The organism is Microvirgula sp. AG722 (assembly GCF_003269145.1).
Lineage (GTDB): Bacteria > Pseudomonadota > Gammaproteobacteria > Burkholderiales > Aquaspirillaceae > Microvirgula > Microvirgula aerodenitrificans.
On the sequence record NZ_QLTJ01000012.1, the window covers coordinates 1 to 24,844 of the forward strand.

The window sequence follows — 24,844 nt, forward strand, 5'->3', positions numbered from 1 at the left end:
CGGCGCTGATCCTGATCGCCGGCATCATCATCCACGTCTATGCGGCAATCTGGGTCAAGGGCACGATCCGGGCCATGGTCGAAGGCGTGGTCACCGCCAGCTGGGCGCGCAGCCACCATCCGAAATGGTTCCGCGAAATGCAGGCCAGACAGCGCAAGTAGGCTGCCTCCCCGGTCACCATTGCGGGCGCCCACAAGGCGCCCGCAATGGTGTTCACCCCTCGTTGTCAGGACTTCGGTACGGCTGCCGCGATACGCGTGGCCAGTTCCGCCAGCATCCGGCCATGAGCCGCAACCAGCGCGTCATAACTGCCGTCGGCGGCACGGTCGCTCAGGGCGACCCGGCCGCTGTCGACCGCCGCGCCCCCGGCACGGGTCAGGGTCCACAGCGCCTCCAGCGCCGCCGGTCCCCCGAGCGTCGAGTCGAAACGCTGGATATCCACCGTCAGCCGGTAGACCGCCTCCTGGCCTGCAGCCTGCCCCGGCCCCGCCACGGCCATGCCCAGCCGCGTCGCCAGATCGGCACGCAGTGCCATGGCGATATCGCTGCGCAGCGGCTGCAGCCAGCGCCGCTGCTCCATGATCCGCAGCGCGCCGTCCTGGCGCACGACGAGCTGCGGCCGGTCGACGGCGTCCGGCACGGTCACCGCGACCAGTGCGAGCTTCACCTGCGCCGACGCGGAGGCGCCGGCCGGCAGCGAGCTGTCGGCCAGGCTGTAGAAACGGGGGCTCGGCGAGGCGCAGGCGGCCAGCGCCGCCACCAGCATCATCGGAACAACGGAGCGTCTCATTGGTCTTTTTCCTTTCCGCGCAGCAGCGCTTCGGGGTTGCGCTCGAGGTAATCGGTCAGGTTGCGCAGCGATTCCGCCGCGCGGCCAACCTCGCGCAGCGTGCCGCGCAGGTCCTGCTGCAGCGGTGCGTCCTGCGCCAGCGTGCCCTGGGCAGTGTCCAGCGTCCGCCGCGCCTGGGCCAGCGTGGCGGCCGCTTCCGGCGCGACCTCGCCGTCGAGGCGGCGGATCAGCTTGTCGCTGCTGTTGATGGCGCGGTTCAGGTCGCGAATGGCGACGCGCAACTCACGGCTGATCTCGTCGAACGGGATCTTGTCGATCTTCTTCAGGATGCTGGCGGCCGAGTTCTGCAATTCGCCAAAGCTGCCCGGCGTGGTCGGCAGTACATGCGGTTCCTGGCGCCAGTCGATTGTGGTTTTCGGCAGGGTCGGGAAGAAATCGAGCGCGATATACAGCTGCCCGGTCAGCAGGTTGCCGGTACGCAACTGGCCGCGGAAGCCGTGTTCGACCATCGCATCCAGCAGCTTGCGCTGGTGTTCCTCGGAGTAGTCGGCCAGTTTTTGATCCTGCGGCCGGCGATAGCGCGCCTGCAACCGGTGCGGGTAAATCGCCACCTCGACCGGGAACAGCAGTTTTCGGCCCTTCGGGTCGTATTCGAGATCGATCGACTTGACCTCACCGATGACGATGCCGCGGAAGTCCAGCGGCGCACCGACCGACAGCCCGCGCAGGCTCTCGGTGAAATACATCAGGAAGGTGCGGGTATCGGTATCCGGCGTCTTCATCGCCTGCACCTTGTCCGCCGCCAGCCGGAACGAGGTGTTTTCCTTCGCTGGCTGACCGGCCGGCAGGTCGCTGGCGTCCTGGAAGGCGATACCGCCGGCCAGGATGGCTGCCAGCGATTCGGTCTGCAGTTTTACACCGTTGGCATCGATGCTGACATCCAGCCCGCTCGCCTGCCAGAAGCGGCTGCTGCTGGTCACGTATTTCTCGTACGGGCTGTTGATGAACACGCGCAGGGTGACACTGCGCCCGTCGGCATCGAGCTGGAATGCCGTGACCTGCCCGACCTGGATGCGACGGAAATAGACCGGCGAACCGACCCCCAGCGAGCCGATATCGGTGGTGTACAGCGTGAACTGGCGACCCGGCAGCTCGCCGGTCACTACCGGCGGCACATCCAGTCCGGCGAAGTTCCGCCGCTCCTCGGTCGACTTGCCGATATCCATGCCGATATAGGCGCCGGACAGCAGGGTACCAAGCCCGGACACGCCGCCGACGCCGATACGCGGCTTGACCACCCAGAAGCGGGTGTCCTTCAGCAGCATGGAGTCAGTGTCCCTGGCCATGTCCGCGGTTGCGACCACATGCTTGCGGTCGGGTGACAGCGCGACATGGCTGACCACGCCGATATCGACGTCCTTGTACTTGATCTTGGTCTTGCCGGCCTCCAGCCCTTCGGCGGACAGCAGGGTGATGGTGATGACCGGTCCGCGCTCGAGTACCGACTTGACCGCCAGCCAGCCGCCGATCAGCGCGGCGACCAGCGGAATGATCCACACCAGCTGCAGCGAGCGCTTTTTCGGCGGGTCCTCGCTGGCGACGGGCAGCGCATCCAGTGCGTCCTGCTCAGGGTTTTGCGACATGCGGTTCTCCGGGACGATCCACATCCGGTTGATCATCGAGCGGATCCCAGATCAGGCGGGGATCGAAGCTCAGGGCCGAGAGCATGGTCAGCACCACCACCGCCGCAAAAGCGACGGCGCCCGGCCCGGGATTGATGGAAGCCAGCGACTGGATCTGCACCAGCGCGGCCAGAATGGCGACGACATAGATGTCGAGCATCGACCAGCGGCCGACGAACTCGACCAGCCGGTACAGCTTCAGCCGCTGCTGCGGCAGCCAGGTCGAGCGACGCTGGGTGGTGATCAGCAGCAGCGTCAGCGCGATCATTTTCAGCAGTGGCACCATGATGCTGGCGAAGAACACCAGCAGCGCCAGCGGCCAGGAGCCGCTGATCCACAGGTAGACCACGCCGCTGAGAATGGTATCGGCCTGCACGCCGACGATGGAGCCGGTAATCATGATCGGCAGCGCATTGGCCGGGATATACAGGATCATTGCCGCCAGCAGCAGCGCCCACGCGCGTGCCAGGCTGGCCGGCTTGCGCACGTGCAGCATCGCATCGCAGCGCGGGCAATGGCCGTGTCCGTCGGCCGGCAGCCGTGACAGCAAACCGCAGGCATGGCAGCTGGCCAATCCGCGCTGTCGCGCCGTGCGCCACACCGTCACCGCAGGCTCCCCAGCCGGCGCCAGATCGCGTCGGGATGAAACGACGCCGACATGCCGGCCATCATCGGGATCAGCAGCAGCAGCGCCCACAGCGACAGGCCGGGCATCACGCTGGCGTAGTGGGTCAGCTTGACCACCGAGACCAGCACGCCGAGCAGGAACACCTCGATCATCCCCCATGGCCGCGACAGGTGCAGCCAGCGCAGCACCTGCGGTGCGGCCGGCGGGCGCAGGCCAAGCCTGACCGCACCGAGGACATAGACCAGCATGCCGAGAATGCCGGCCGGGGCGACGATGGTGGTGACCGCCACCAGGATGGCGACCAGATACATCCGGTCCAGCCACAGATGGCGAACGGCGCTGGCCAGACTGCTGGCCGTGGTATTGCCCTGCATGTCGATGGCCACGATCGGGAAGGCATTGGCCACGATGAACATGATCATCGATGCCAGCGCCAGCGCCAGGGTGCGGGAGATCTCGTTCGGGTCATGCCGCAGCAGCACGCCGCCACAGCGGGCGCAGCGCACCACGCGCGAACGCGGTGGATAGTGCAGCCGCTGTACCAGGTCGCACTCGTGGCAGGCGACGATATTGTCGCCGGCGTTCAGGGAAGGCAGGTCGACGCGAGCATCAGGCAACGCCTCTCTCCTGCAGGAAGAAACAGCTTCAAGAATACGTCACGCCGGCGTCGGCGTCAGTCCAGGTATGGCAGCGGGTCCACCGCCTTGCCGCGCAGGCGCAGCTCGAAATGCAGCTTGACCCGGTTGCTGGCGGTATCGCCCATGGTCGCGATCTTCTGCCCCTTGCGCACCGACTGCCCTTCCCGCGCGATCAGGGTCTGGTTGTGCGCATAGGCGGAAATGTAGTCGTTGTTGTGCTTGATGATCAGCAGATTGCCGTAGCTGCGGATGCCGCGCCCGACGTACACCACCTTGCCGGCCGCTGCCGCATAGACCGGGTCGCCGGCGGCACCGGCGATGTCGATACCCTTGTTGCTGCTGCCGTCAAAACGACCGACCAGTTGCCCTTTGGCCGGCCAGGCCAGACTGATGCCCGATGCCGGCGCGGGCTCGGCCGGCGGCGGTATCCTTGACGGTTTCGGTGCAGGTTTTGTCGTCGACGGTTTCGATGCCGTACCGCCGGACGGGCGGGAAGCGCCGGTTGGCGGCGAAACCCGCAGCACCTGCCCGGTTTCGATGCGCGAGGCATCGCCCAGGCCATTCCAGCGGGTCAGCTCACCGACACTGCGGCCGTGATTGACGGCAATGCGGTACAGCGTGTCGCCGGATTTGACCCGATAGTAGCCGGCGGCGACCGGCTGGCTGGAGCCGGTTGTGCCGCAGGCAGCAAGAAGGCAGGCGAGCAGGGCCGAGGAAAGAAAGCGCATGCGGCGGATTCTAACATCAGCCGGCGCCATGGCCGGATGCGCGCAGTGTGATGCCGGACCGTGGCGGGTCCGGCAGGGCGGTTGCTAATCGCGCTTGCCGTAAACGGCGTCGAGCAGCGCGTCCAGGTCTTCGTGAAAGCGGCGGGCCTCTGCCTGCTTGCGGTCCGTCCGGGTAATCGGACGATGCATGAAGCGTTCGCGCCACGGCCCGAGCGAGAACCCCGTGGTCTGCTCGATTTCCTTGAGGGAGGCCGTATTCAGCGAGCTATAACCGGTGCTTCGGTTCATGAACGTTTCCTTGTAAAAGGCAACAATTTCGTTCAGATGCGGCGGCTGTACAGCGACGACTTTAATAGCATGGCTGTTGCATCGCCGCAACCGCAAGTCCATGACGATCTGGGCCTTTCTTGATCCGGCCCCGCGCCGGCTCACCCCGCGGCGGCGGCCAGTGGCCGCACTGTGGCGTCGCCGTTACACCGGTCCCGCCACCGATTGCCGCCAGCGCCGCCAGCGCCAGTGCAGGCGGACGCCCAGCAGCAGGCCGAGCACGGCAGCGAACAGCGCCGGTTCGCGAATGTCCGCCTTGACCAGCCACCAGAAGTGCACGACCCCGGCGATGGCGATCGGGTAGACCAGGCGGTGCAATTGCCCCCAGCGCCGCCGGAGCCGGCGCATCCAGCCATCGGTCGAAGTCAGCGCCAGCGGCACCAGCATGGCGAAGGCGGCGAAGCCGACCGTAATGAACGGCCGCTTGACCACGTCATGGACGATGGTGAACGGGTCGAACATCTGGTCCAGCCACAGATAGGTCAGGAAATGCAGCGACACATAGAAAAAGGCGAACAGCCCCAGCATGCGCCGCAACCGGATCACCGCGTTCCAGCCGCTCAGCCGGCGCAGCGGCGTTACCGCCAGGGTGATCATCAGCATGGTCAGCGTCCACCAGCCGGTTTCCCGGGTGAGGAACTCGACCGGGTTGGTCTGGTGGCCGAGCAGCAGCCGCCAGACGATGGAGGCCAGCGGCAGCAGGCACAGCGCGAACAGCAGCGCCTTGAGCCGGGCGGGCGCAGGCGGCCAGTGGCGGCGCATCAGAACCATTTGCGCAGGTCGAGCCCGCGATACAGCCCGGCCACCTGCTCGCCATAGCCGTTGAACGGCAGCGTCTTGCGCTTGAACAGCTCGCCGATGCGCCGTTCGGTCGCCTGGCTCCAGCGCGGGTGATCGACGTCCGGGTTCACATTGGAGAAAAAGCCGTATTCGTCCGGCGCGGACTTCATCCAGCTGGTCTGCGGCGAACGCTCGACCAGATTGATCTTCACGATGGACTTGATGCTCTTGAAGCCGTATTTCCACGGCACCACCAGCCGTACCGGTGCGCCGTTCTGGTTTGGCAGCGTCTCGCCGTACAGGCCGACGGCAAGGATGGCCAGCGGGTGCATGGCCTCGTCGATACGCAAGCCTTCCCGGTATGGCCAGTCGAGCAGCGGCATCCGCTGCCCCGGCATCTCGGCCGGACGCGACACGGTGACGAACTCGACGAACTTGCCGCGCGACTGCGGCCCGACCTGCTTCAGCAGCGCCGACAGCGGAAAGCCCAGCCACGGAATCACCATCGACCAGCCTTCGACACAGCGCAGCCGGTAGATGCGTTCCTCCAGCGGCGCCAGCTTCAGGATCTCGTCGAGCGAGAAGGTGCGCGGCCGGTCGACGAAGCCGCCGACCTCGACCGCCCATGGCCGGGGCTTGAAGTGACCGGCGTTGCGGGCCGGGTCGCCCTTGTCGGCGCCGAACTCGTAGAAGTTGTTGTAGCGGGTGATGTCGTCGAGCGGGGTTTTCGCCTCGCTGGTCGAATAGCGGCCCGGCGTACCGGACAGGGGCGCTGCCGCAGCCAGCCCCGGCCACAGCAGGCCGGCGGATGCCGCCAGCCCGGTCGCCATCAGGCGACGGCGATCGAGATAGCACGCCTGCGGCGTGATCTCCGACGCGGGCGGCACGGATGGATCATCGATACGGATCAGTGACATGGCAACCTCCGGCACCGGGACGAAAACGGACAATACCCTGTCGTGGACCTTCTGCGGCAACCATCGTTCACGCCCGCCCGCAGAAGGCTCAGATCAGCGTTGTCGAGAAGCCGTGAACCACACTGCTGATGCCATTGATGATGAACTGCACGCCGAGGCAGATCAGCAGAAACCCCATGATCCGTCCAACTGCGCTGACGCCGCCGGTGCCCAGCGTACGCTGTACCCAGCCGGCGCTGCGCAGCGTCAGCCAGCACACCACCGACGTGATCAGGATGCCGATGATGACCGACACGAAGCCCATCCACATCGCGCCGCGCGACAGGTCGCGAATCGACGACGACATGCCGATCACCACCGCGATCGAACCGGGGCCGGCCAGCATCGGCATGGCCAGCGGGGTGAAGGCGACATCCGGCTTGGCGCGCGCTTCCTCGTGCACCTTGCGCGGCAGCGGCTGCTCGTCGGGAAACAGCATGCGGAAACCGATAAAGCTGACCACCAGTCCCCCGGCGATCTGCAGCCCGGGAATGGAGATGCCGAAGGTAGTCATGATCAGCTCGCCGGCGAGCAGGAAAGTGGTCAGGATGCCGACCTGATAGGCGCACGCCAGCGTCACCTGCCGCTTGCGCTCGGCCGGTGTCAGGTCGTGGGTGATGGCCAGCAGCAGCGCCGTGGTCGACAGCGGGTTGATAATCGGCAGCAGGCCGATCACCGTGGCAAAAACAAAGGCAGACAACGAGGACAGCAGCATCGAAAAGCTCCACAGCGAGCAGGCAGGATAGCGGCTAACGCCCGGAGGGGAAATCGGTTTTCCCCCGGGATGCCATCCGCCGCCATTTCCCCCTACTCTACGGGGTATCGGCCACGATATTGCCCACTCAAATCAAGACTCATGAAACCGGATTCCCAACATCGGCGCCTGCTCGACAACTGGCACGACGAGCTCAACAGTGCCGCCATGTACGACGCCCTGGCCGCGGCCGAACGCGACCCGGGGCGGAAGGACATCTTCGCCCAGCTGGCACAGGCCGAGCGGCGCCATGCCGAGGTCTGGCGCCGGCGGCTGGAAGGCGCCGGCCTGACGCCGCGCCCGCATCGCCAGGACTTCAGGACCCGGCTGATGCGGCGGCTGATCCACTGGTTCGGACCGGCCTTCGTCATCTCCAGCATCGCCGCCGCCGAGTACGCCGACCGCAACAAGTACGCCGGCCAGCCGGATGCCGCCGCGCTGTCGTCGGAAGAGCGCGGCCACGCCGCCGTCATTCAGGCCGTGGCCGATGGCGGACCGGCCATTGCCGGCGCCGAGCCGTGGCACCGCGGGCTGGCCTCCGGCAATGACCTGCGGGCGGCCATACTCGGCGTCAACGATGGTCTGGTATCGAACTTCTGCCTGGTGATGGGGGTGGCCGGCGCTTCGGCCAGCCCGTCGTCGGTGCTGCTGACCGGCTGCGCCGGTCTGATCGCCGGCGCACTGTCGATGGCACTGGGCGAATGGCTGTCGGTCACCAATGCCCGCGAACTGGCCAGCTCGCAACTGGGCAAGGAAGCCGCCGAGATCGAACAGACGCCGGAAGCGGAACGGCACGAACTGGCACTGATCTACCGCGCCAAGGGGCTGCCGAAGGACGAGGCCGAGCGCATTGCCGGCACGCTGATGGCGGACAAGGACACGGCGCTGGACGCCATGGCGCGCGAGGAACTCGGCATCGACCCGAAGGAACTCGGCGGCCGGCCGTGGCGCGCAGCCGGTCTGTCGCTGGCGCTGTTCTCCCTCGGCGCGCTGATGCCGATCCTGCCGTTCACCCTGCTCGACGGCATGGCGGCCCTGATCGGCAGCGCCGTGCTCAGCGCACTGGCGCTGTTTGCGGTCGGCGCGCTGACTTCGCTGTTCAACGGCCGCTCGGCGCTGTTCTCCGCGCTGCGCCAGACCGTGATCGCCGGCCTGGCCGCCGCCATCACCTATGGCGTCGGCCATGTGCTGGGCGCATCCCTGTCCGGCTGATGCCTGCCTTACAATAGCGGCCCGATTGCCTGCAGAAAAGCCCGACACCGTGACCGAACACCCCCCGCAGATCCACTGGACCGAGAACGGCGAAGCACACAGCGCACGCTGGCGCGCCGAAGGCGGGACGCCGGCACCGAAACGCGTGCAGGTCGTCGACGACCAGACCCCGGCCGACCTTGCCTACCGCCTGGCCTGCGAAGGTACGGCGCTGCTGTGGCGCGGCGACTTCCACAACGCGCGCCAGTTGCTGCAGGCCATGGCGCGCCGCGCCGACCGCAAGCCGCGCAAGACGGCCGCGTCAGCCGCCGATGCCTTCCATCTGCACCGGCAGGCCCAGTCGCAGCGCGCCCGCACGCTGGGCATGCTGCTGCTGCCGTTCGAGGCCGGCCACCAGTTGCCGCTGCGCCGCGCGCCCGATGTGCGCGCTGCCTGCCAGGAAGCCTGCGGGCCGGCCGACGACGCCTATGTGATGTCGCTGCGCGAGCTGCAGGGCATGGTCGGCGCTCATGAATGGCGCAAGAAAGGGGTGGAAATTCCGGTACTCGGTGCCCGCATCCATCCGTACTACGGCGTGTTCTCGCCGCTGCGCGGCGAGTATGTCGATCTGGTTGCCGGCACACCGCTGCCGGACACCTCGCTGGCCTTCGACATCGGCACCGGCACCGGCGTACTCGCGGCCGTACTGGCGCAACGCGGCGTCGCGCGCATCATTGCCACCGATCAGGACCCGCGCGCGCTGGCCTGCGCCCGCGACAACCTCGCCCGGCTCGGCGTCGACCACCAGGTCGAGGTGATCGAAGCCGACCTGTTCCCGCCGGGTCGCGCACCGCTGGTGGTGTGCAACCCGCCCTGGGTGCCGGCGCGGCCGAGTTCACCGATCGAATACGCGGTCTACGACCCGGACAGCCGCATGCTGCGCGCCTTCCTGGCCGGACTGGCCGACCATCTGACGCCCGGCGGCGAAGGCTGGCTGATCCTGTCCGACCTGGCCGAACACCTGGGACTGCGCACGCGCGAGGCGCTGCTGGCGATGATCGACGCGGCCGGACTGACCGTGATCGACCGGCACGACATCCGTCCGCGCCACCCGCGCGCCAGTGACGACAACGACCCGCTACATGCTGCGCGCGCCGCGGAAATCACCTCGCTGTGGCGGCTGGCGCCACAGCCGCCGCAGCCGGATTAGACATCGGCGGCACGCGCGGGAAAGATCGGGGGCCATGCCACCAAGCCATGGGAGCCCCCGATGCATGCCGGCAATGTCTCCCCCTATTCCACCGTCCTGACCGGGTGGCGCGATCACCCGCATGCGTTGCCACTGCTGGACCGGGTCAGACACGCCTGCCACCCGGCCAACTGGGACGCGGCCATGGCCGCGCCACTGACCGTGCCCGACAGGGTCTTCGCTACCGGCAATACCCGGCTGGAAGCGCGATTGCTGCCGGTTTACTTCTACCAGCGGCCGCGTATCGAGCAAGACATGGCGCGCTGGTACACCCCCCACTGCCAGTTCCGGCGGCTGGACCCCGGCGAAGCCAACTGCGCCGAAACCAGCTGGCAGACGGTGCTGGCCGGCCTGCGGCCGATGGGACAGTTCTCCGTCCCCACGCTGTTCTCTCCGGTCCTGCACGCCATACTGACGCTCGACCGGATCGGTGCCTTCGTTTTTCCCAGGGAGAGCACCGACACCCTGCTGATCGTGGTCATCTACCGGCGGGATGCCGAACAGGGGGAAAGCTTTGCCCGGCGCTTTATCGAGCTGTACCGGCAGAAACAGGAAGTCATGCGGTCGATGACCGGCAGCGCGGCAGAGAAGGCGATTGCCTCGGAGAAAGTCGTGGCCCGGGCCATGGGCGAGATCCTGCACTACACCGACGCGTCAATCGACGCCTACCTGAAGCACCTCGACACGCTGGGCCAGCCCCCTCAGGACACGGGTACCGGCTGAGGCGCCCACGGCTGGCCCAGTGTCGTGCCCTGCCCGCCGTGGCGTGCCAGGTTGTCGGCGATCGCCTGCATCGACGGCCAGCGTTCCGCACACCAGTCCGGTGCCAGCAGCACGTCGCGTTTGGCCGTTGCCGACACGCGGTGGAACACCACGTCGGCCGGCGTGGCGCGAATCAGGTCGGCGGCAATGGTCACGTAATCGTCGAAACCGACCGGGGCCAGCTCGCCGCGACGGAACTGTGCGGCCATGCGGCTGCCGCGCACGATATGCAGCGGATGCAGCTTGATGCCCTCGACGCCGGCATCCAGCACCTGGTCCAGCGTGATCCGGCACATGGTCGCCGTTTCGCCCGGCAGGCCGACAATCAGATGGGTGCAGACCTGCAGGCCGCGCACATGCGCCCGGGTCACCGCGTCGCGGTAGGCGGCAAAGCCGTGCCCGCGATTGACCCGTTCCAGCGTCGCGTCGAATGCGCTCTGCAGACCGAGTTCCAGCCACACTTCGGCGCCGCGGTCGCGATAGCCGGCCAGCAGGTCGAGTGCAGCGTCCGGTACGCAGTCGGGCCGGGTGCCGACGCACAGGCCAACCACATCGGCCGAGCGCAGCGCGGTTTCGTACATCTCGCGCAGTACCGACACTTCGGCATAGGTATTGGTATAGGCCTGGAAATAGGCGAGGTATTTGCGCGCGCGGTCGGCGTCGAGCTTGCCCTGTTCCAGTTGCTGGTCCAGCGGCAGGGTGGCAGCACGGCTGAACGCACGCACATTGCAGAATGTGCAGCCGCCGCGGCCGAGCGTGCCGTCGCGGTTCGGGCAGGTAAAGTCGGCGTTCAGCGCCAGTTTGTGCACCCGCTCGCCGAAACGGCGTTTCAGATGGTGTCCGAGGGTATGGACGAGATGATCAAGTTGCATAGGGGGACAGAGTCTACCGGGGACGGCCCGATGTCCCCTTGCCCGTCGTCAATGCTGTCAGTGCCAGCCCAGCCAGTACAGGATGGCAATCAGTCCGGACGAGATGACCAGCGCCTGCGCCAGCGTCACCGCCCATTCGCGGAAGCTCTTGCGCTGTTCGCGCGAAAACAGCCACTGGTACAGCGCCAGCAGGACAAAGGCGAACACGAAGAACTTGAACAGGCGGCCGAGCATCGGTTTCCACGGGCAGGCGACAGGAGCGGCGATTGTCGGCGTGCGGCCGGCACCGGGCAAGCGCGACCGTCGTCGCCACGCCGCCCTCGCGTGGCATAATCGTACACGACTGTCATCCCCGCCCTGACCCCCATGACCTCCGCACCCGACTCCGTCGGTCTGGTCGAAGCGCAGACTGCGCACTTCGATACCCCGCTTGCCCTCGCATCCGGCAGCCAGCTCGACCGCTATACCCTGTGTTTCGAGACCTACGGCGAACTGAACGCCGACCACAGCAACGCCATCCTGATCTGCCACGCGCTGTCGGGGCACCACCACGTTGCCGGCCGCTACCATCCGGACGACAAGGCGGCAGGCTGGTGGGACAACATGGTCGGGCCCGGCAAGCCGATCGATACCCGCCGCTTCTTCGTGGTCGGCGTCAACAACCTCGGTGGCTGCCACGGCTCGACCGGACCGTCGAGCATCGACCCGGCCAGCGGCCAGCCATTCGGCTCGCGCTTTCCGGTGATGACCGTGCCGGACTGGGTGTGTACCCAGGCCAGGCTGGCCGACCGGCTCGGCATCGAGCGCTGGGCGGCAGTGATCGGTGGCAGCCTCGGCGGCATGCAGGCACTGCAGTGGTCGCTGGCCTATCCGGACCGCATCGCCCATGCGCTGGTCATCGCCTCGGCGCCCCGGCTCAGCGCGCAGAACATCGCGTTCAACGACGTCGCCCGCCAGGCGATCCTGACCGACCCGGATTTCCACGGTGGTGATTTCTACGCCCACGGCGTGGTCCCGCGCCGCGGGCTGCGGCTGGCGCGCATGCTCGGCCACATCACCTATCTGAGCGACGACGGCATGGGTGCCAAGTTCGGCCGCATGCTGCGCAGCGGCGAATACCAGTATGGCTACGATGTCGAATTCGAGATCGAGAGCTATCTGCGCTACCAGGGCGACAAGTTCTCCGACTACTTCGACGCCAACACCTATCTGCTGATGACCAAGGCGCTGGACTACTTCGATCCGGCTGCCAGCCACCAGGGCGACCTGGTGGCCGCACTGAAGCCGGCCCGCGCCCGCTTCCTGGTCGCCGCATTCACGTCCGACTGGCGCTTCAGCCCCGAACGCAGCCACGAGACGGTCAAGGCGCTGGTTGCCGCCGGCAAGCGCGTCGCCTACGCCGAAATCGAATCGGCACACGGCCACGATGCCTTCCTGATGCTCGATCCACCGTATGTGGAACTGATGCGTACCTACCTGAACAACGTTGCCCGCGAGGTGAACGCATGAACCTCCGCCCCGACCTGCGCCAGATCTACGACTGGGTGCCCGCCGACAGCCGCGTGCTCGACCTCGGCTGCGGCGACGGCACCCTGCTGGCGGCGCTGAAGCAGAAGCGCGTCACCGGCTACGGTGTCGACTTCGACGTCAACAATGTCATCGCCAGCGTCGGCAACGACGTCAACGTGATCCAGGCCGACCTCGAGGAAGGGCTGATGGAGTTCGGCGACGACGCCTTCGACACCATCGTGCTGTCGCAGACCATCCAGGCCATGAAGAACACCGAAGCCATCCTGATCGACATGCTGCGCGTCGCGCACGAGGCGATCGTGACCTTCCCGAACTTCGGCTACTGGCAGAACCGCTGGCAGATTTTCCGTGGCCACATGCCGGTGTCCGAGACCATTCCGTACCAGTGGTACGACACGCCGAACATTCACTGGTGCATGCTCGGTGACTTCGAGGCACTGTGCGAAAAGAACCGCATCCGCATCGCCGAACGCAAGGTCATGGACGGCGAGAAGGAGATCCACTTCCTGCCGAACCTGCGCGGCAGCCTCGCCTTCTACCGCATCGCGCGCGACCGCAGCTGATCCCTGCCAGCCATGGCGCCGCAGCGTGGCACAATGGCGTCTTTCCCGACCCGATCCCGGCCGGCCGCGCGCCGGCCGGCGCTTTTGCGACAGCCTGATGACCCCCTCCGAAGCCCCGACCTGGTACCGCGCCATTTTCACCCGCAAGATGCTGATCTGCGTATTCACCGGCTTCGCCTCCGGCCTGCCGCTGTACGTGCTGCTGAACCTGGTCCCGGCCTGGATGCGCAGCGAGGGCGTCGACCTGAAGGCCATCGGCCTGTTCGCGCTGATCCAGCTGCCGTATACGTGGAAATTCATCTGGTCGCCGCTGATGGACCGTTTCTCGCTGCCGCTGCTTGGCCGGCGACGCGGCTGGATCGGCGCCACACAACTGGTGCTGGTCGTGCTGATCGCCTCGCTCGGGCTGTTTCACCCGCAGGCCGACATCGCGCTGATCGCCGTGCTCGCCATCGGCGTGTCGTTCAGCTCGGCCAGCCAGGACATCGTGCTCGATGCCTACCGGCGCGAAATCCTCGATGACCGTGAACTCGGCCTCGGCAACTCCATCCACATCAATGCCTACCGGCTGGCCAGCCTGATCCCCGGCTCGCTGTCGCTGATCCTGGCCGACCACCTGCCATGGCGCGAGGTCTTCTTCATCACCGCCCTGTTCATGCTGCCGGGCCTGCTGATGACACTGGCCATCAGCGAGCCGAAACTGATGCGCGCCGCGCCGAAAACGCTGGAAGAAGCAGTGGTCGAGCCGTTCCGCGAATTCATCACCCGGGCCGGCTGGCGCGAGGCGCTGCTGATTCTGGGCTTCATCTTCCTGTACAAGCTCGGCGACAGCATGGCCACCGCGCTGGCCACGCCGTTCTACCTCGATACCGGCTTCAGCAAGTCGGACATCGGCCTGATCGCCAAGCACGCCGGGCTGTGGCCGGCGGTGATCGGCGCCCTGCTCGGCGGCATCTGGATGCTGAAGCTCGGCATCAACCGCGCACTGTGGCTGTTTGGCGTGGTCCAGCTGGTGTCCATTCTCGGTTTTGTCTGGCTGGACCAGACCGGGGCGGACCGCATGGTGCTGGCCGCCGTCATCGGCTTCGAGGCGCTCGGCGTCGGCCTTGGCTCGGCCGCCTTCATCGCCTTTATCGCCCGCACCACCGACCCGCGCTATACCGCAACCCAGTTTGCGCTGTTCACCAGCCTGGCCTCGGTGCCGCGCGCAGTGATCAACTCGACGACCGGTTATCTGGTCGAGGCACTCGGCTGGACCCCGTTCTTCCTGCTGTGCACGGCGCTGGCGGTTCCCGGCATGCTGCTGCTGTTCAGGATCGCACCGTGGAACCCGCCAGAACGCGACAAGGTCAGAAGCGCAGCGTAGCCGACAGCCACAGCCGCCGTCCCTCCTGTATCCGCTGGTAGGCGTTGACATAGGCCGCCGCCTCCGGCGACAGCGGATTGGGTCCGTAGTCGACAAAGTTCTTGTCGAGCAGGTTGTACAGCGTCGCTGACAGCGCGACCGATTTGCCGAAAGCGTAGCTGCCGCCCAGATCGAACAGCAGATACGGGGCATGGCTGACCGGACGACGCGCCGGCGTCAGCCCGCGATACTGGCCGGCGCGATAGCTGACGCCCAGCCACAGGCGTGCCGCCTCGCCATGCGTCCAGTCCAGCCGCGCATTGGCCATGTGCCGTGGCTGGTCCCCGAACGGGTGGCCCCGGCCCCGGCCGGTGAGCTGCCTGCTGTCGGTCAGGGTGTAATTCAGCGTGGCCGCCCAGGCCGCGCCCAGTGGCTGCCGCGTGGCCAGCTCCAGTCCGAACAGGCGTGCGGCGCCAATATTGGCCGCCTGACTGAACTCGGTCACCGGCCGTCCCCGACGATCGGTCCAGGGCCCGACATCGACGCAACCCGGTACCCGGCCCGCCTTTGCGCGGCAGTTCGGCAGCCGCACCGACTCGATCTTGTTGCCGAAGCGGGTGTGGAACAGCGTCGCCGAAGCCGTCCGCCCGCGCAGCGTGTCGAAGCCCACGCCGAGCTCGGACAGGATGGCGGCTTCCGGCTTCAGTTGCGGATTGCCGAGCAGCGGCAGCGTGCCCTGGCGGCCGAGGCCGATGATGCCGGGCGTGGTCTGGTTCAGCCGTGGCGGTTTGTGCCCGCGGCTGATGCCGCCCCTGACCGTCCACTGTGCATCGGCGTTCCACCGCAGAGACGCACGCGGACTCCACTGCCCGCCGGCAGCCTGGATGTGTTCATGCCGCAGGCCCAGCATCAGCGCCAGCCGGTCGCTGAGTCGCCACTCGTCCTCGGCAAACACGGCCCACTGCCGCCGGGTCAGCGACGACTGCGGGTTGTCGGCCAGCGTGTCGTGCAGGCGCTGCTGCCAGTACTGGCCACCGGCCGTCAGCCGGTGCGGCGCGTCCGGCCAGGGGGCGACCAGCCGGCTGTCCAGCGTCAGATTGCCGTGTTCGAGCCGCCGCGGTTGCCCGTCATCGGCCCGGCGTGGCCAGCGCATCGGCTGGGTCCGGCCCCGGGTCGCGGTCCGGTCATGCAGCAGGCTGGTTTCGCTGCGCACTGCGCCCCAGCGCCCCAGGTGGGTCAAGGCATAACGGTCGCGGTCGAATGCCATGTCCGGCGCATAGCCGCCACCGGCTGCGCGGGCCGGTACCGACTCATTCAGCGTGCCCAGCTCGCCGCGCCGGTTCGAATACGCGAGCCGCGCCCGGTCGATATCGAGCAGCAGTTCATGTGCCGGGTCCGGCGTCAGTGTCAGCCGCAACCCGAAGTTGTCGCTCCGCCCGGCACCGAGTCCGTTGAAGCCCGGCGTGACGGTCCGGCCGTCGCGATCGGCATAACGGATGTCGGCGCCGTCCCGGTGCGTGGCGCCGGCCCGCACCGCCAGACCGAGCAGGCCCGCCTTCAGCGGCCCGCTCGCATACAGTGTGCCGCCCTGGTCCCCGTCGAATGCACGGTTCAGCGACAGGGTTCCGTCCAGCTGGAACGAACCGCCCCAGCGGCTTCCGGTCTGGCGGGTAATGATGTTGACCACTCCGCCCAGTGCATCGGCACCGTACTGGACCGCCATCGCGCCGCGCATGACCTCGATCCGCTCGATGGCGGACGCCGGCGGAATGAAGTGACTGTCGACATCACCAAAACCGTTGGGGCGCACACTGGCGCTCTGATTCAGCCGCTTGCCGTCGATCAGGATCAGCGTGTAGTCGGCAGGCATGCCGCGGATGCGGATATTCGCCCCGCCGGCCTTGCCGCCCCGGCTGACATCCACGCCTTCGACCTCTTTCAGCCCGTCGCCGAGATTGTGGAAACGCCGCCGTACCAGCGTGTCTCCGTCAATGACCGACAGACTGGCGGACGCCTGCCCGCTCCGGACACCCGCTCCGGCCGGACTGACAACGACCGGTTCCAGTACCACGGCCGGCTCGGCCCGCGCCGTCCCTGCCGGCAACAGGGCCAGCAGGCCCGCTACCCTTGCCCAACGATGCCACTCCATACCCGTGCTCTCCGTCTGCTGTTCTGGCGCGACGCACGGGGCCCTTCCCCGCCGTCGCGCCAGAACAGCAGGGCGACGGAGAGAGGGGCACGGAGAAACGGGCAGGGAAGCGCATTCCGCCATGATCCGCACGGGAGGAAACAACGGAATCAGAGGAATCCGAGAAGTGGACCGCTGACAACAAAAAACCGCTTCCTGGCAGGAAGCGGTTCAGACAGTCCGTAAACCCCGTCCACGAAGAACGGACGAGCGAAGCGAGGTTTCCCCGCAGCGGCGGGGACGGAAGATACAGGATTCAATCAGGCAGACTGCCGTGCTCACGACAGTTTCTGTCAGTCGGGCGTGCACCGACGCCACGGTGAACGTCAGTGCCCACCTGTATGAGCAGTCTGAACCGCCTCCTGGCAGGAAGCGGCTGATGGTCAATGCCGCATCAGCGCGCCATGCGCGCCGACGCATGTCCGGCAACCCGGCCCGAGGTCAGATAGCTGGCGATATAGTCCTGCGACACCTCGCCGCTGTAGCGGCCATCGGCGTCGACCACCGGCATCCAGGTCAGGTTGTGCTCGTACAGCCGCGACAGCACGACGCGCAGGTTTTCGTCCGCCCCCGAGGTGACGGTAATCGGGGTCAGCCGGTCGGCACAGACGCCGTCCGCGCCGCGCGCCTCGCGGCGCTTGACGAAACCGAGCGGCTTGCCGGCCCCGTCGACCACGGTCAGATAGCGCAGGTCGTTGTCGTCCATGATGCCGAACGCCGTGCCCAGCGGCGTATCCAGGCTGGCGGTCTGGGTTTCCTGCATGTCGGCCACATCGCCGGCCTGCACCAGCAACAGCCGCTTCAGCGTGCGGTCCTGGCCAACAAAGGAGGCCACGAAGTCGTCGGCCGGTTTGGCCAGGATCTCGTCAGCGCCGGCGCACTGGACAATGCGCCCCTGACGGAACACGGCAATGCGGTCGCCGAGCTTGATTGCCTCGTCGACGTCATGGCTGACCAGCAGCACGGTCTTGCCGAGCTGGCGCTGCATCTGCAGGAATTCGTTCTGGATCTGTTCGCGGTTGATCGGGTCGACCGCACCGAACGGCTCGTCCATCAGCAGGACCGGGGCATCGGCCGCGAGCGCGCGGATCACGCCGATGCGCTGCTGCTGACCGCCCGACATTTCACGCGGGTAGCGCTGCAGGAAGCGATCCGGGTCCAGCGCCACCATGTGCATCAGTTCGCGGGCGCGTTCGCGGCAGCGGCGCTTGTCCCAGCCGAGCATGCGCGGCACCACGGTGATGTTTTCCTCGATGGTCATGTTCGGAAACAGGCCGATCTGCTGGATCACGTAGCCGATCTTGCGCCGCAGCGCCACGGTATCGATGCCGGCAGTGTCCTCGCCGTTGATCAGCACCGAACCCGAGGTCGGCTCGATCAGCCGGTTGATCAGCTTCATGGTCGTGGTCTTGCCGCAGCCGGACGGGCCGAGGAACACGCACATTTCGCCTTCCGGCACGCTGAGACTGACATTGTCGACGGCATTGAATGCCTGGCCGTTCTTCTGGACGAATTGCTTGCACAGGTTTCTGAGTTCAATCATCAGCGAATTCCTTTCGGGGTCAGTACGCGCTGCAGTTTCAGCAACGCCCAGTCCATGACGACGGCCAGCAGGCTCACCATCACGGCACCGGCGATCAGTTTGCGAATGTCACTCTGGCTGATGCCGTGCAGGATCAGCGTGCCGAGGCCGCCGGCGCCAACGATGGCGGCAATCGCCATCACGCCGATATTCAGCACCACGGCAGTGCGGATGCCGCCGAAAATCACCGGCACCGCCAGTGGCAGCTCGACCCATTTCAGCCGTTGCCAGAAGGTCAGACCGATGCCGCGCCCGGCCTCGCGTATTCCCGGATCGACCTGGGTCAGCGCGGTATGGGTATTGCGCACGATCGGCAGCAGCGAATACAGGAAGGCGGCGGTCACGGCCGGCACCGCGCCGATGCCGTGCCCGATCTGCGAGAACAGCGGGATCATCAGTCCGAACAGCGCAATGGCGGGGATGGTCAGCACCACGGTCGCCAGCCCCAGCACCAGCGACGCCAGCGAACGGAAGCGAACGATCAGCACCCCCAGCGGCACGCCGAGCAGTACCGCCAGCCCGACGGCCAGGCCGACCAGCTGCAGGTGTTCGCGCGTCAGGCCGAGCAGATAGCCGGTGTTGTGGATCAGGTATTGCCAGGTTTCCATGTCGGCCTCCTCAGATCAGTCCGCGCTGGCGCAGGAAATCGGCAGCCACGGTCCGCACCGGCAGGTGTTCGATGTCGACGCGGGCGTTCATGGTCGACATCGCCTCGTTGTCGAGCGCGGCGGACAGGGTGTTCAGCGCGTCGGCCAGTCCCGGATGCTGCGCCAGCACCTCGGCACGCACGACCGGTGTCGCCGCGTAGCTGGGGAAGAAGCCGAGATCGTCTTCGAGCACCACCATGTCGAAGCCCTTGACCCGGCCGTCGGTGGTGTAGACCAGTCCGGCCGGCACGAAGCCGTCGCGGATGGCGGTATAGACCAGTCCCGGGTCCATCTGCCGGATCTGCGGGCGGGTCAGCGGCAGCTTGTACAGCGCCTGCAGCGGCTTGAGCCCGTCCGGCCGGCCGGCGAACTCCATGTCCAGTCCCAGATGCCAGGCCGCGGACGGATCGGCCAGGGCGACGGCGTTCATTTTTGCCACCAGATCGGACAGGGTGCGAATCCCCTCGCGTTCGGCGCGCTGGCGCTGCATTGCGAACGCATAGGTATTGTTCAGCGCCGATGCGTTCAGCCAGGTCAGGCCCTTGTCGGCATCGAGGCGTCTGACCGTGTCGTATGCCTGCTCCGGCGTCATGCGCTCGTTGATCTTGTTGTAAACGATGAGTGCGGTGCCGGTGTAGTCCCACACCAGGTCGAGCTGCCGGCTTTCCAGTGCCCCGCGCATGATCACGGTGGCCAGATCGCCCTTCTGGCTGACCTGGAAGCCCTTGTGCTCCAGGTACTGCGCCGTCAGTTCGGACAGCAGTTGCTGCTCGGTAAAGTTCTTGCTGCCGATCACCAGCCCGGCCGCGACGGCCTGGGTACCGGCAATGGCCAGCATGGCGGCGGCCAGCAGCCGCCCGGCATGGCGCCGGAATGTGGAACAAAGCGACGGGAATGTCGTCATGACGGTCCTCCTTGAAGTGGGGCCAGCCGGCCGGTCGCACGGAGCGGCGGGCATGGCGGTGCCGGCGGCGTCACCGCCGGCCACGGGGGGATGGCGGAATCAGTTCGCCTGGCCCGGCGTCATCAGCCGGCCGAAGCTGGCGACGATGAAATCCAGGAACAGCGCGACCAGTGCGGTCGCGGCGGCACCGATGAACAACGCGGTCTGGTTGTTCAGGTAGATACCGGGGAAAATCAGCTCGCCGAAGCTGCTGGCGCCGATCAGGAAGGCCAGCGGTGCGGTACCGACATTGATCGCCAGTGCCACGCGCACGCCGGACAGGATCATCGGCAGCGCGTTCGGCAGTTCGACCCTGAGCAGCCGCTGCTGCGGCGTCATGCCGAGGGCGTCAGCCGCTTCCAGCATCGCCGGCGGCAGGCCGGCCAGGCCGGCGTAGGTATTGCGGACGATGGGCAGCAGCGATGCCAGGCACAGTGCGACGATGGCCGGCCGGTCGCCGATGCCGATCAGCACCATGGCCAGCGCCAGCACCGCCAGCGGCGGCAGGGTGTTGCCGATATTGAAAAGCTGCATCCACTTCTCGGCATGGCGGCGCATTGCCGCCCGGCTGAGCAGAATGCCGCTGGGCAGGCCGATGGCCAGTGCGGCCAGCATCGACACGCCGACCAGATACAGGTGCTGGCGTCCCAGGTAGACGAGGTCTTCCCGGTAGTCCCGCAGCACGTCCGGGCCGATGCCCCAGACCAGTGCGGCCAGCAGGGCGGCCGTGACCAGAAGCCCGAGGGATATGCGCTTGATAAACGCTCTTTTGTACATCTGCGTCCTCCTTGGCGACTCGCGGGGACCGGACGTCCTGCGCGAATGCTGTAATGATCGCGACAACCAGGGTGGTGCTTTGCCGCTCCCGCCGGATGGCGAAACGCGGGCAGAAACACGCCCGTAAAGAGCTGCCTTGTAAACACGGTGTCCGGGTGGACCGGACCTGAATTGAGGTGCGCCAGGTGGCGCATTTGACAGTCGTCTGACTGCAGAACTGAGTGCGGCGTTACGCGCCGCGGGGGATGCCGCAGCCCCGTTTATAACACTTGGTTACGCAGAAAAACAATTCCTTACCGCACTTTCCGGACCGTTTTCACCATGAAAAGCCGCGCAGGAAGCCCCGGAAAACCCCGCCAGGCCTGGATTTGACCGCAAACGGAGCACGAACGGCGACAACGTTCTACAATCGCCCGGAAATCCCGTTTTTTCGACGCGGCACAGCGCGAATATCCGCGCTGCGTACCGCAGTTACCCGTTTTTCGAAGACGATATGAGCCAGAAATTTCCCGTTACCCAGGCGATCCGCGCCTTGCGCGCGGCCGGGGTCGAATGGACCGACCATCTGTACGACTATGAGGAGCACGGCGGCAGCGCCGTTGCCGCCGCCTCACTCGGCGTCGACGAGCACTGCGTGATCAAGACGCTGATCATGCAGGACGAGAACCGGAAGCCGCTGATCGTGCTGATGCACGGCGACCGCGAAGTCTCGACCCGCAGCCTGGCCCGCCAGGCCGGTGTCAAGCACATCGAACCGTGCACGCCGGAAACCGCCAACAAGCACTCCGGCTACCTGGTCGGCGGCACCAGCCCGTTCGGCACCCGCCATCCGATGCCGGTGTACATGGAAGCGAGCATCGCCGGGCTGCCGAAGATCTTCATCAATGGCGGCAAGCGCGGTTATCAGGTCTGTCTGGCGCCGGCCGACGTGATCCGCCTGCTGAAGCCGACCCTGGTCGACGCGGCACAGGCCTGACGCTCAGTCGACGGCCAGTTTTTTCGCCACCGCTGCCAGCCGCGCGCCCAGTGCCTGCGCCAGCGTGCGCTCGGCCTCGGCCAGCGGGTGCTGACCCTCGACGCCAGCCCAGTGGCTGGCCCCGTACGGCGAACCGCCACCGGTGGTGGTGCTCAGCGCCGGCTCGGTATACGGAATGCCGACCAGCAGCATGCCGTGATGCATCAGCGGCAGCATCATCGACAGCAGCGTCGATTCCTGCCCGCCATGCAGGCTGCCGGTGCTGGTGAACACCGCCGCCGGCTTGCCGGCCAGCGCACCGGACAGCCATTCCGGCGTGGTGCCATCCCAGAAGTACTTCATCGCCGACGCCATGTTGCCGAAGCGGGTCGGACTGCCCAGCGCCAGTCCGTGGCAGGCGCGCAGATCGGCCTGCTCCACATATGGCGCGCCCTCGTCGGGCACGGTCGGCGCGGTGGCCTCGCACAGCGCCGACACCGCCGGCACGGTGCGCAGCCGGGCCCGGCAGCCCGGTACCCGCTCGATCCCGCGCGCGATCTGACGCGCCAGCTCCCGCGTCGCGCCATGACGGCTGTAGTACAACACCAGAATTTCGATCATCAGGCTTTCTCCTTGCAGTCGGCCGCATGGTACGCGAGCGCCCCGGCCGCGGCGATTGGCAGGCACGGCGCACCGGCTGTCGATAAGCTGCCATAATCCTGCCATTGCCCCGGATAGCCAGCCCGCCATGCCCGCCCTACCCGCCCGCCTCGAACCCCCCCTCAGTTTCGCCGCCTTCATCTGGCGCCGTGCCATGCACAACCGCAGCATCCAGGTCGCCGCCAGCCTGACATTCACCACGCTGCTGTCGCTGGTACCGCTGTTCACCATCGCACTGATCGTCGTCTCGGCGTTTCCGGTGTTCGACGACATTTCCGCCGCGTTCAAGACCTTTCTGCTGACCAATCTGGTGCCCGATTTCGCCGGCAAGGTCATCACCGTCTACCTGAAGCAGTTCACCGACAACGCCGGCAAGCTCACCGCCGTCGGCATCGGCGCGCTCGGTGTGACGGCACTGTCGCTGATGTTCACCATCGACAGCACGTTCAACAGCATCTGGCGGGTCAGGAAAAGACGGCCGCTGATGCAGAACATGCTGGTCTACTGGACCGTGCTGACGCTCGGCCCGATCCTGCTCGGGGTCGGCATTTCCGGCTCGGCCTGGCTGCTGCGCGAAAGCGGTCTCGGTCATCGCCTGCCGTGGTTCGCCAGCCTGATCCAGGACGGCGGCACCCTGCTGCTGTCCACGCTGATGCTGACCGTGCTGTACGGACTGGTGCCGAACCGCCACGTGCCGCTGTCGCAGGCGCTGACCGGCGCGTTCTGTACCTCGCTGGTGCTCGGCATGGCCAAATGGCTGTTCGCGCTGTACCTGTCCGGCTTCAAGTCCTACCAGTTCGTCTACGGCGCGTTCGCGACCTTCCCGATCATGCTGCTGTGGCTGCAGCTGCTGTGGCTGATCGTGCTGCTCGGCGCCGAAACGACCGCGGCGCTCAGCTACTGGCGCGGTGCAGCCTGGCGACGCGAGTTCGAAGCGCAGCGCCAGTTCCGCGATGCGGTCGAAGCCCTGTTGTGCCTGGCCGATGCCCAGCGCGAAGGCCGCGCGCTGACCCAGCCGGAGCTGCGCCGGGTCATCGATACCGGCTATGACGAAATCGGGCTGGTACTGGACGAGCTGACCCTGGCCGGCTATGTGCAGCGCGGCGAGCGCGATCGCTGGGCGCTGCTGCGCCGGCCGGAAGACATCCGCCTCGACGACCTGTTCCGCCGCTTCGTGCTCGACACCCGGGCCGGAGAGGATGAGGTCGCACGCGGACTCAGCCGGCTGATGGTGCCGGTCGGTCACCAGCTCGACCTGTCACTGGCCGAGTTTGGCCGGCAACTGCAGGCATCTGCAGCCGAAACGACGGGCTGAGCGACGACAACACCCGTGGCACGGTCAATCTCTGCCGCACAAATTTGGCTATCAACCCCTCCGGCATGCAAAAATCAGCGCCTGACCCGCTCGCCGACTCCCTGACGACTGCCATGCCCATTTCCAACATTACCTTTTCCAGCCATCGACAACGCGACACGGCGTTCTGGCGTCTCCACCTGCTGGCACTGACGCTGATGGCCGCCGGGCTGTTCTGGCTGTGGCAGGATGCCCGACTCGACTTCTGGCTGGCATCACTGTCGTATTCGCCGGCCGAGCGCGGCTTTCCGCTGAAGGACACATTCTGGATGCGCGAGATCGGCCATGTCGGCCTGCGCAATTTCGTCATCGCCATCGGGGTCGCCACCCTGGCGGTCATCGTCTGGCCGCGTACCTCGCCCGAACTGCGCACGCACGCCGGCTACGTACTGCTCAGCATGGCGGCGTGTACGCTGGCCATCTCGGTACTGAAACAGGGCAGCGTTCACCATTGCCCCTGGGATCTGGTCCAGTTCGGCGGCACGGCGATCCACTTGCCGCTGTTTGCCTCGCTGCCGGCCGGCCAGAGTGCCGGCCAGTGCTTCCCCGGCGGCCACGCGTCAGCCGGGTTCGCACTGCTGGCGCTGCCGTTCGCCGCACGCGGCTGGCGGCCACGCTGGGTACTGCCGCTGACGCTGTTCGCGCTGCTGATGGGCGGACTGATGAGCGGTATCCAGATGGTTCGCGGCGCGCATTTCCTCAGCCACAATCTGTGGACGCTGTGGTTCTGCTGGGCGATCTGTCTCGTCGTCTATGCGCTGTACCGCTGGCGGCGCTGGATGTAACTGCTTTCCGGTGCGCACGGATAGCGGTGTACCGCCCGGCTGATGGCAGGGCGCGGGCGGGCGGAGGATTAAAAAAAGACGGCCAGCGAATACTGGGTAAGCCGTTTCTTCCATTTCTGACCATCGCCCGGCATGGGGCAAAAAAATGGCGCAGTCCT

At 66.7% G+C, this 24,844-nt stretch carries 26 protein-coding genes; 9 read left to right on the forward strand and 17 right to left on the reverse strand.

Annotated features, from left to right (window positions below):
• Positions 1 to 226: 226 nt before the first annotated feature.
• The 9 genes from DFO50_RS13980 to DFO50_RS14020 all read right to left on the reverse strand — a co-directional run bounded on the left by DFO50_RS13980 (position 227) and on the right by DFO50_RS14020 (position 7,244).
• On the reverse strand, positions 227 to 790 hold the full coding sequence (locus DFO50_RS13980; RefSeq protein ID WP_107889171.1) for a membrane integrity-associated transporter subunit PqiC: 564 nt from the start codon (positions 788 to 790) through the stop codon (positions 227 to 229).
• Positions 787 to 2,433: an intermembrane transport protein PqiB gene (locus DFO50_RS13985; RefSeq protein WP_112692755.1), complete on the reverse strand. Its 1,647-nt coding sequence runs from the start codon at positions 2,431 to 2,433 to the stop codon at positions 787 to 789. Before DFO50_RS13985 ends, DFO50_RS13980 begins: the two co-directional genes overlap by 4 nt.
• Positions 2,417 to 3,079, reverse strand: a complete 663-nt coding sequence (locus DFO50_RS13990; RefSeq protein WP_036385979.1) for a paraquat-inducible protein A — start codon at positions 3,077 to 3,079, stop codon at positions 2,417 to 2,419. The genes DFO50_RS13985 and DFO50_RS13990 overlap by 17 nt, the downstream gene beginning before the upstream one ends.
• Entirely contained in the window at positions 3,076 to 3,717 is a 642-nt protein-coding gene (locus DFO50_RS13995) for a paraquat-inducible protein A (RefSeq protein WP_051528864.1), read from the reverse strand. Before DFO50_RS13995 ends, DFO50_RS13990 begins: the two co-directional genes overlap by 4 nt.
• Positions 3,718 to 3,773: 56 nt before the next feature.
• A complete protein-coding gene (locus tag DFO50_RS14000; protein WP_028499316.1) occupies positions 3,774 to 4,466 on the reverse strand; it encodes a peptidoglycan DD-metalloendopeptidase family protein in 693 nt (230 codons plus the stop codon).
• Between the two features lie 84 nt (positions 4,467 to 4,550).
• The gene (locus DFO50_RS14005) at positions 4,551 to 4,754 is read right to left on the reverse strand and encodes a hypothetical protein (protein ID WP_028499315.1); all 204 of its coding nucleotides are present in this window, start codon (positions 4,752 to 4,754) and stop codon (positions 4,551 to 4,553) included.
• Between the two features lie 183 nt (positions 4,755 to 4,937).
• A complete protein-coding gene (locus DFO50_RS14010) occupies positions 4,938 to 5,555 on the reverse strand; it encodes a sulfite oxidase heme-binding subunit YedZ (protein ID WP_233495270.1) in 618 nt (205 codons plus the stop codon).
• Positions 5,555 to 6,490, reverse strand: a complete 936-nt coding sequence (gene msrP, locus DFO50_RS14015; RefSeq protein WP_199489837.1) for a protein-methionine-sulfoxide reductase catalytic subunit MsrP — start codon at positions 6,488 to 6,490, stop codon at positions 5,555 to 5,557. Before msrP ends, DFO50_RS14010 begins: the two co-directional genes overlap by 1 nt.
• An 88-nt stretch (positions 6,491 to 6,578) precedes the next feature.
• Positions 6,579 to 7,244 (reverse strand): MarC family NAAT transporter, encoded by a 666-nt coding sequence (locus DFO50_RS14020; protein WP_051528862.1) that lies wholly within the window; start codon positions 7,242 to 7,244, stop codon positions 6,579 to 6,581.
• Positions 7,245 to 7,385: 141 nt separating this feature from the next.
• On the opposite strand from DFO50_RS14020, the gene DFO50_RS14025 reads away from it, so the two are divergent.
• Genes DFO50_RS14025 through DFO50_RS14035 form a run of 3 tightly spaced genes read left to right on the forward strand, consistent with a single transcriptional unit; the run spans position 7,386 to position 10,446 of the window.
• On the forward strand, positions 7,386 to 8,495 hold the full coding sequence (locus DFO50_RS14025; RefSeq protein WP_028499311.1) for a VIT1/CCC1 transporter family protein: 1,110 nt from the start codon (positions 7,386 to 7,388) through the stop codon (positions 8,493 to 8,495).
• Between the two features lie 49 nt (positions 8,496 to 8,544).
• Entirely contained in the window at positions 8,545 to 9,684 is a 1,140-nt protein-coding gene (locus DFO50_RS14030; protein WP_028499310.1) for a class I SAM-dependent methyltransferase, read from the forward strand.
• Positions 9,685 to 9,744: 60 nt separating this feature from the next.
• Complete coding sequence (locus DFO50_RS14035; RefSeq protein ID WP_112692758.1) at positions 9,745 to 10,446, forward strand: NleE/OspZ family T3SS effector cysteine methyltransferase; 702 nt, start codon at positions 9,745 to 9,747, stop codon at positions 10,444 to 10,446.
• Here the strand turns inward: DFO50_RS14035 and DFO50_RS14040 are convergent.
• Positions 10,425 to 11,357, reverse strand: coding sequence for a TIGR01212 family radical SAM protein (locus DFO50_RS14040; protein WP_028499309.1), 933 nt, complete (start codon positions 11,355 to 11,357; stop codon positions 10,425 to 10,427). The two genes, DFO50_RS14035 and DFO50_RS14040, sit on opposite strands and share 22 nt — an antisense overlap.
• A 57-nt stretch (positions 11,358 to 11,414) precedes the next feature.
• On the reverse strand, positions 11,415 to 11,591 hold the full coding sequence (locus DFO50_RS19410; protein ID WP_169735646.1) for a hypothetical protein: 177 nt from the start codon (positions 11,589 to 11,591) through the stop codon (positions 11,415 to 11,417).
• A 132-nt stretch (positions 11,592 to 11,723) separates the two neighbouring features.
• Between DFO50_RS19410 and DFO50_RS14045 the strand changes: the two genes are divergently transcribed.
• The 3 genes from DFO50_RS14045 to DFO50_RS14055 all read left to right on the forward strand — a co-directional run bounded on the left by DFO50_RS14045 (position 11,724) and on the right by DFO50_RS14055 (position 14,816).
• Positions 11,724 to 12,866, forward strand: coding sequence for a homoserine O-acetyltransferase (locus DFO50_RS14045; protein WP_028499308.1), 1,143 nt, complete (start codon positions 11,724 to 11,726; stop codon positions 12,864 to 12,866).
• Positions 12,863 to 13,450, forward strand: coding sequence for a methionine biosynthesis protein MetW (metW, locus tag DFO50_RS14050; RefSeq protein ID WP_028499307.1), 588 nt, complete (start codon positions 12,863 to 12,865; stop codon positions 13,448 to 13,450). Before DFO50_RS14045 ends, metW begins: the two co-directional genes overlap by 4 nt.
• A 97-nt stretch (positions 13,451 to 13,547) precedes the next feature.
• On the forward strand, positions 13,548 to 14,816 hold the full coding sequence (locus DFO50_RS14055) for an AmpG family muropeptide MFS transporter (RefSeq protein WP_028499306.1): 1,269 nt from the start codon (positions 13,548 to 13,550) through the stop codon (positions 14,814 to 14,816).
• Here DFO50_RS14055 and DFO50_RS14060 read toward each other — a convergent pair.
• From DFO50_RS14060 to DFO50_RS14080, 5 genes are all read right to left on the reverse strand, one after another.
• Positions 14,800 to 16,944, reverse strand: a complete 2,145-nt coding sequence (locus DFO50_RS14060; RefSeq protein ID WP_158537467.1) for a TonB-dependent receptor domain-containing protein — start codon at positions 16,942 to 16,944, stop codon at positions 14,800 to 14,802. The genes DFO50_RS14055 and DFO50_RS14060 overlap by 17 nt on opposite strands.
• A 433-nt stretch (positions 16,945 to 17,377) precedes the next feature.
• Positions 17,378 to 18,526, reverse strand: a complete 1,149-nt coding sequence (locus DFO50_RS14065; protein ID WP_051528859.1) for a betaine/proline/choline family ABC transporter ATP-binding protein — start codon at positions 18,524 to 18,526, stop codon at positions 17,378 to 17,380.
• Positions 18,526 to 19,173, reverse strand: a complete 648-nt coding sequence (locus tag DFO50_RS14070; protein WP_028499305.1) for an ABC transporter permease — start codon at positions 19,171 to 19,173, stop codon at positions 18,526 to 18,528. The genes DFO50_RS14065 and DFO50_RS14070 overlap by 1 nt, the downstream gene beginning before the upstream one ends.
• Before the next feature lie 10 nt (positions 19,174 to 19,183).
• Positions 19,184 to 20,116 carry a glycine betaine ABC transporter substrate-binding protein gene (locus DFO50_RS14075; protein WP_051528858.1) on the reverse strand — a complete coding sequence of 311 codons (933 nt, stop codon included), beginning with the start codon at positions 20,114 to 20,116 and terminating at the stop codon, positions 19,184 to 19,186.
• Between the two features lie 99 nt (positions 20,117 to 20,215).
• The gene (locus DFO50_RS14080) at positions 20,216 to 20,932 is read right to left on the reverse strand and encodes an ABC transporter permease (RefSeq protein ID WP_107889157.1); all 717 of its coding nucleotides are present in this window, start codon (positions 20,930 to 20,932) and stop codon (positions 20,216 to 20,218) included.
• A 493-nt stretch (positions 20,933 to 21,425) separates the two neighbouring features.
• Here DFO50_RS14080 and ybaK point away from each other — a divergent pair, with 493 nt between their 5' ends.
• Positions 21,426 to 21,908: a Cys-tRNA(Pro) deacylase gene (ybaK, locus tag DFO50_RS14085; protein ID WP_028499302.1), complete on the forward strand. Its 483-nt coding sequence runs from the start codon at positions 21,426 to 21,428 to the stop codon at positions 21,906 to 21,908.
• 3 nt (positions 21,909 to 21,911) lie between these two features.
• Here ybaK and wrbA read toward each other — a convergent pair whose 3' ends face one another.
• Complete coding sequence (gene wrbA / locus DFO50_RS14090; protein ID WP_051528857.1) at positions 21,912 to 22,508, reverse strand: NAD(P)H:quinone oxidoreductase; 597 nt, start codon at positions 22,506 to 22,508, stop codon at positions 21,912 to 21,914.
• Between the two features lie 127 nt (positions 22,509 to 22,635).
• On the opposite strand from wrbA, the gene DFO50_RS14095 reads away from it, so the two are divergent.
• The gene (locus DFO50_RS14095) at positions 22,636 to 23,862 is read left to right on the forward strand and encodes a YihY family inner membrane protein (RefSeq protein ID WP_112692760.1); all 1,227 of its coding nucleotides are present in this window, start codon (positions 22,636 to 22,638) and stop codon (positions 23,860 to 23,862) included.
• A gap of 113 nt (positions 23,863 to 23,975) precedes the next feature.
• Entirely contained in the window at positions 23,976 to 24,686 is a 711-nt protein-coding gene (locus DFO50_RS14100) for a phosphatase PAP2 family protein (RefSeq protein WP_158537468.1), read from the forward strand.
• Positions 24,687 to 24,844 lie beyond the last annotated feature (158 nt).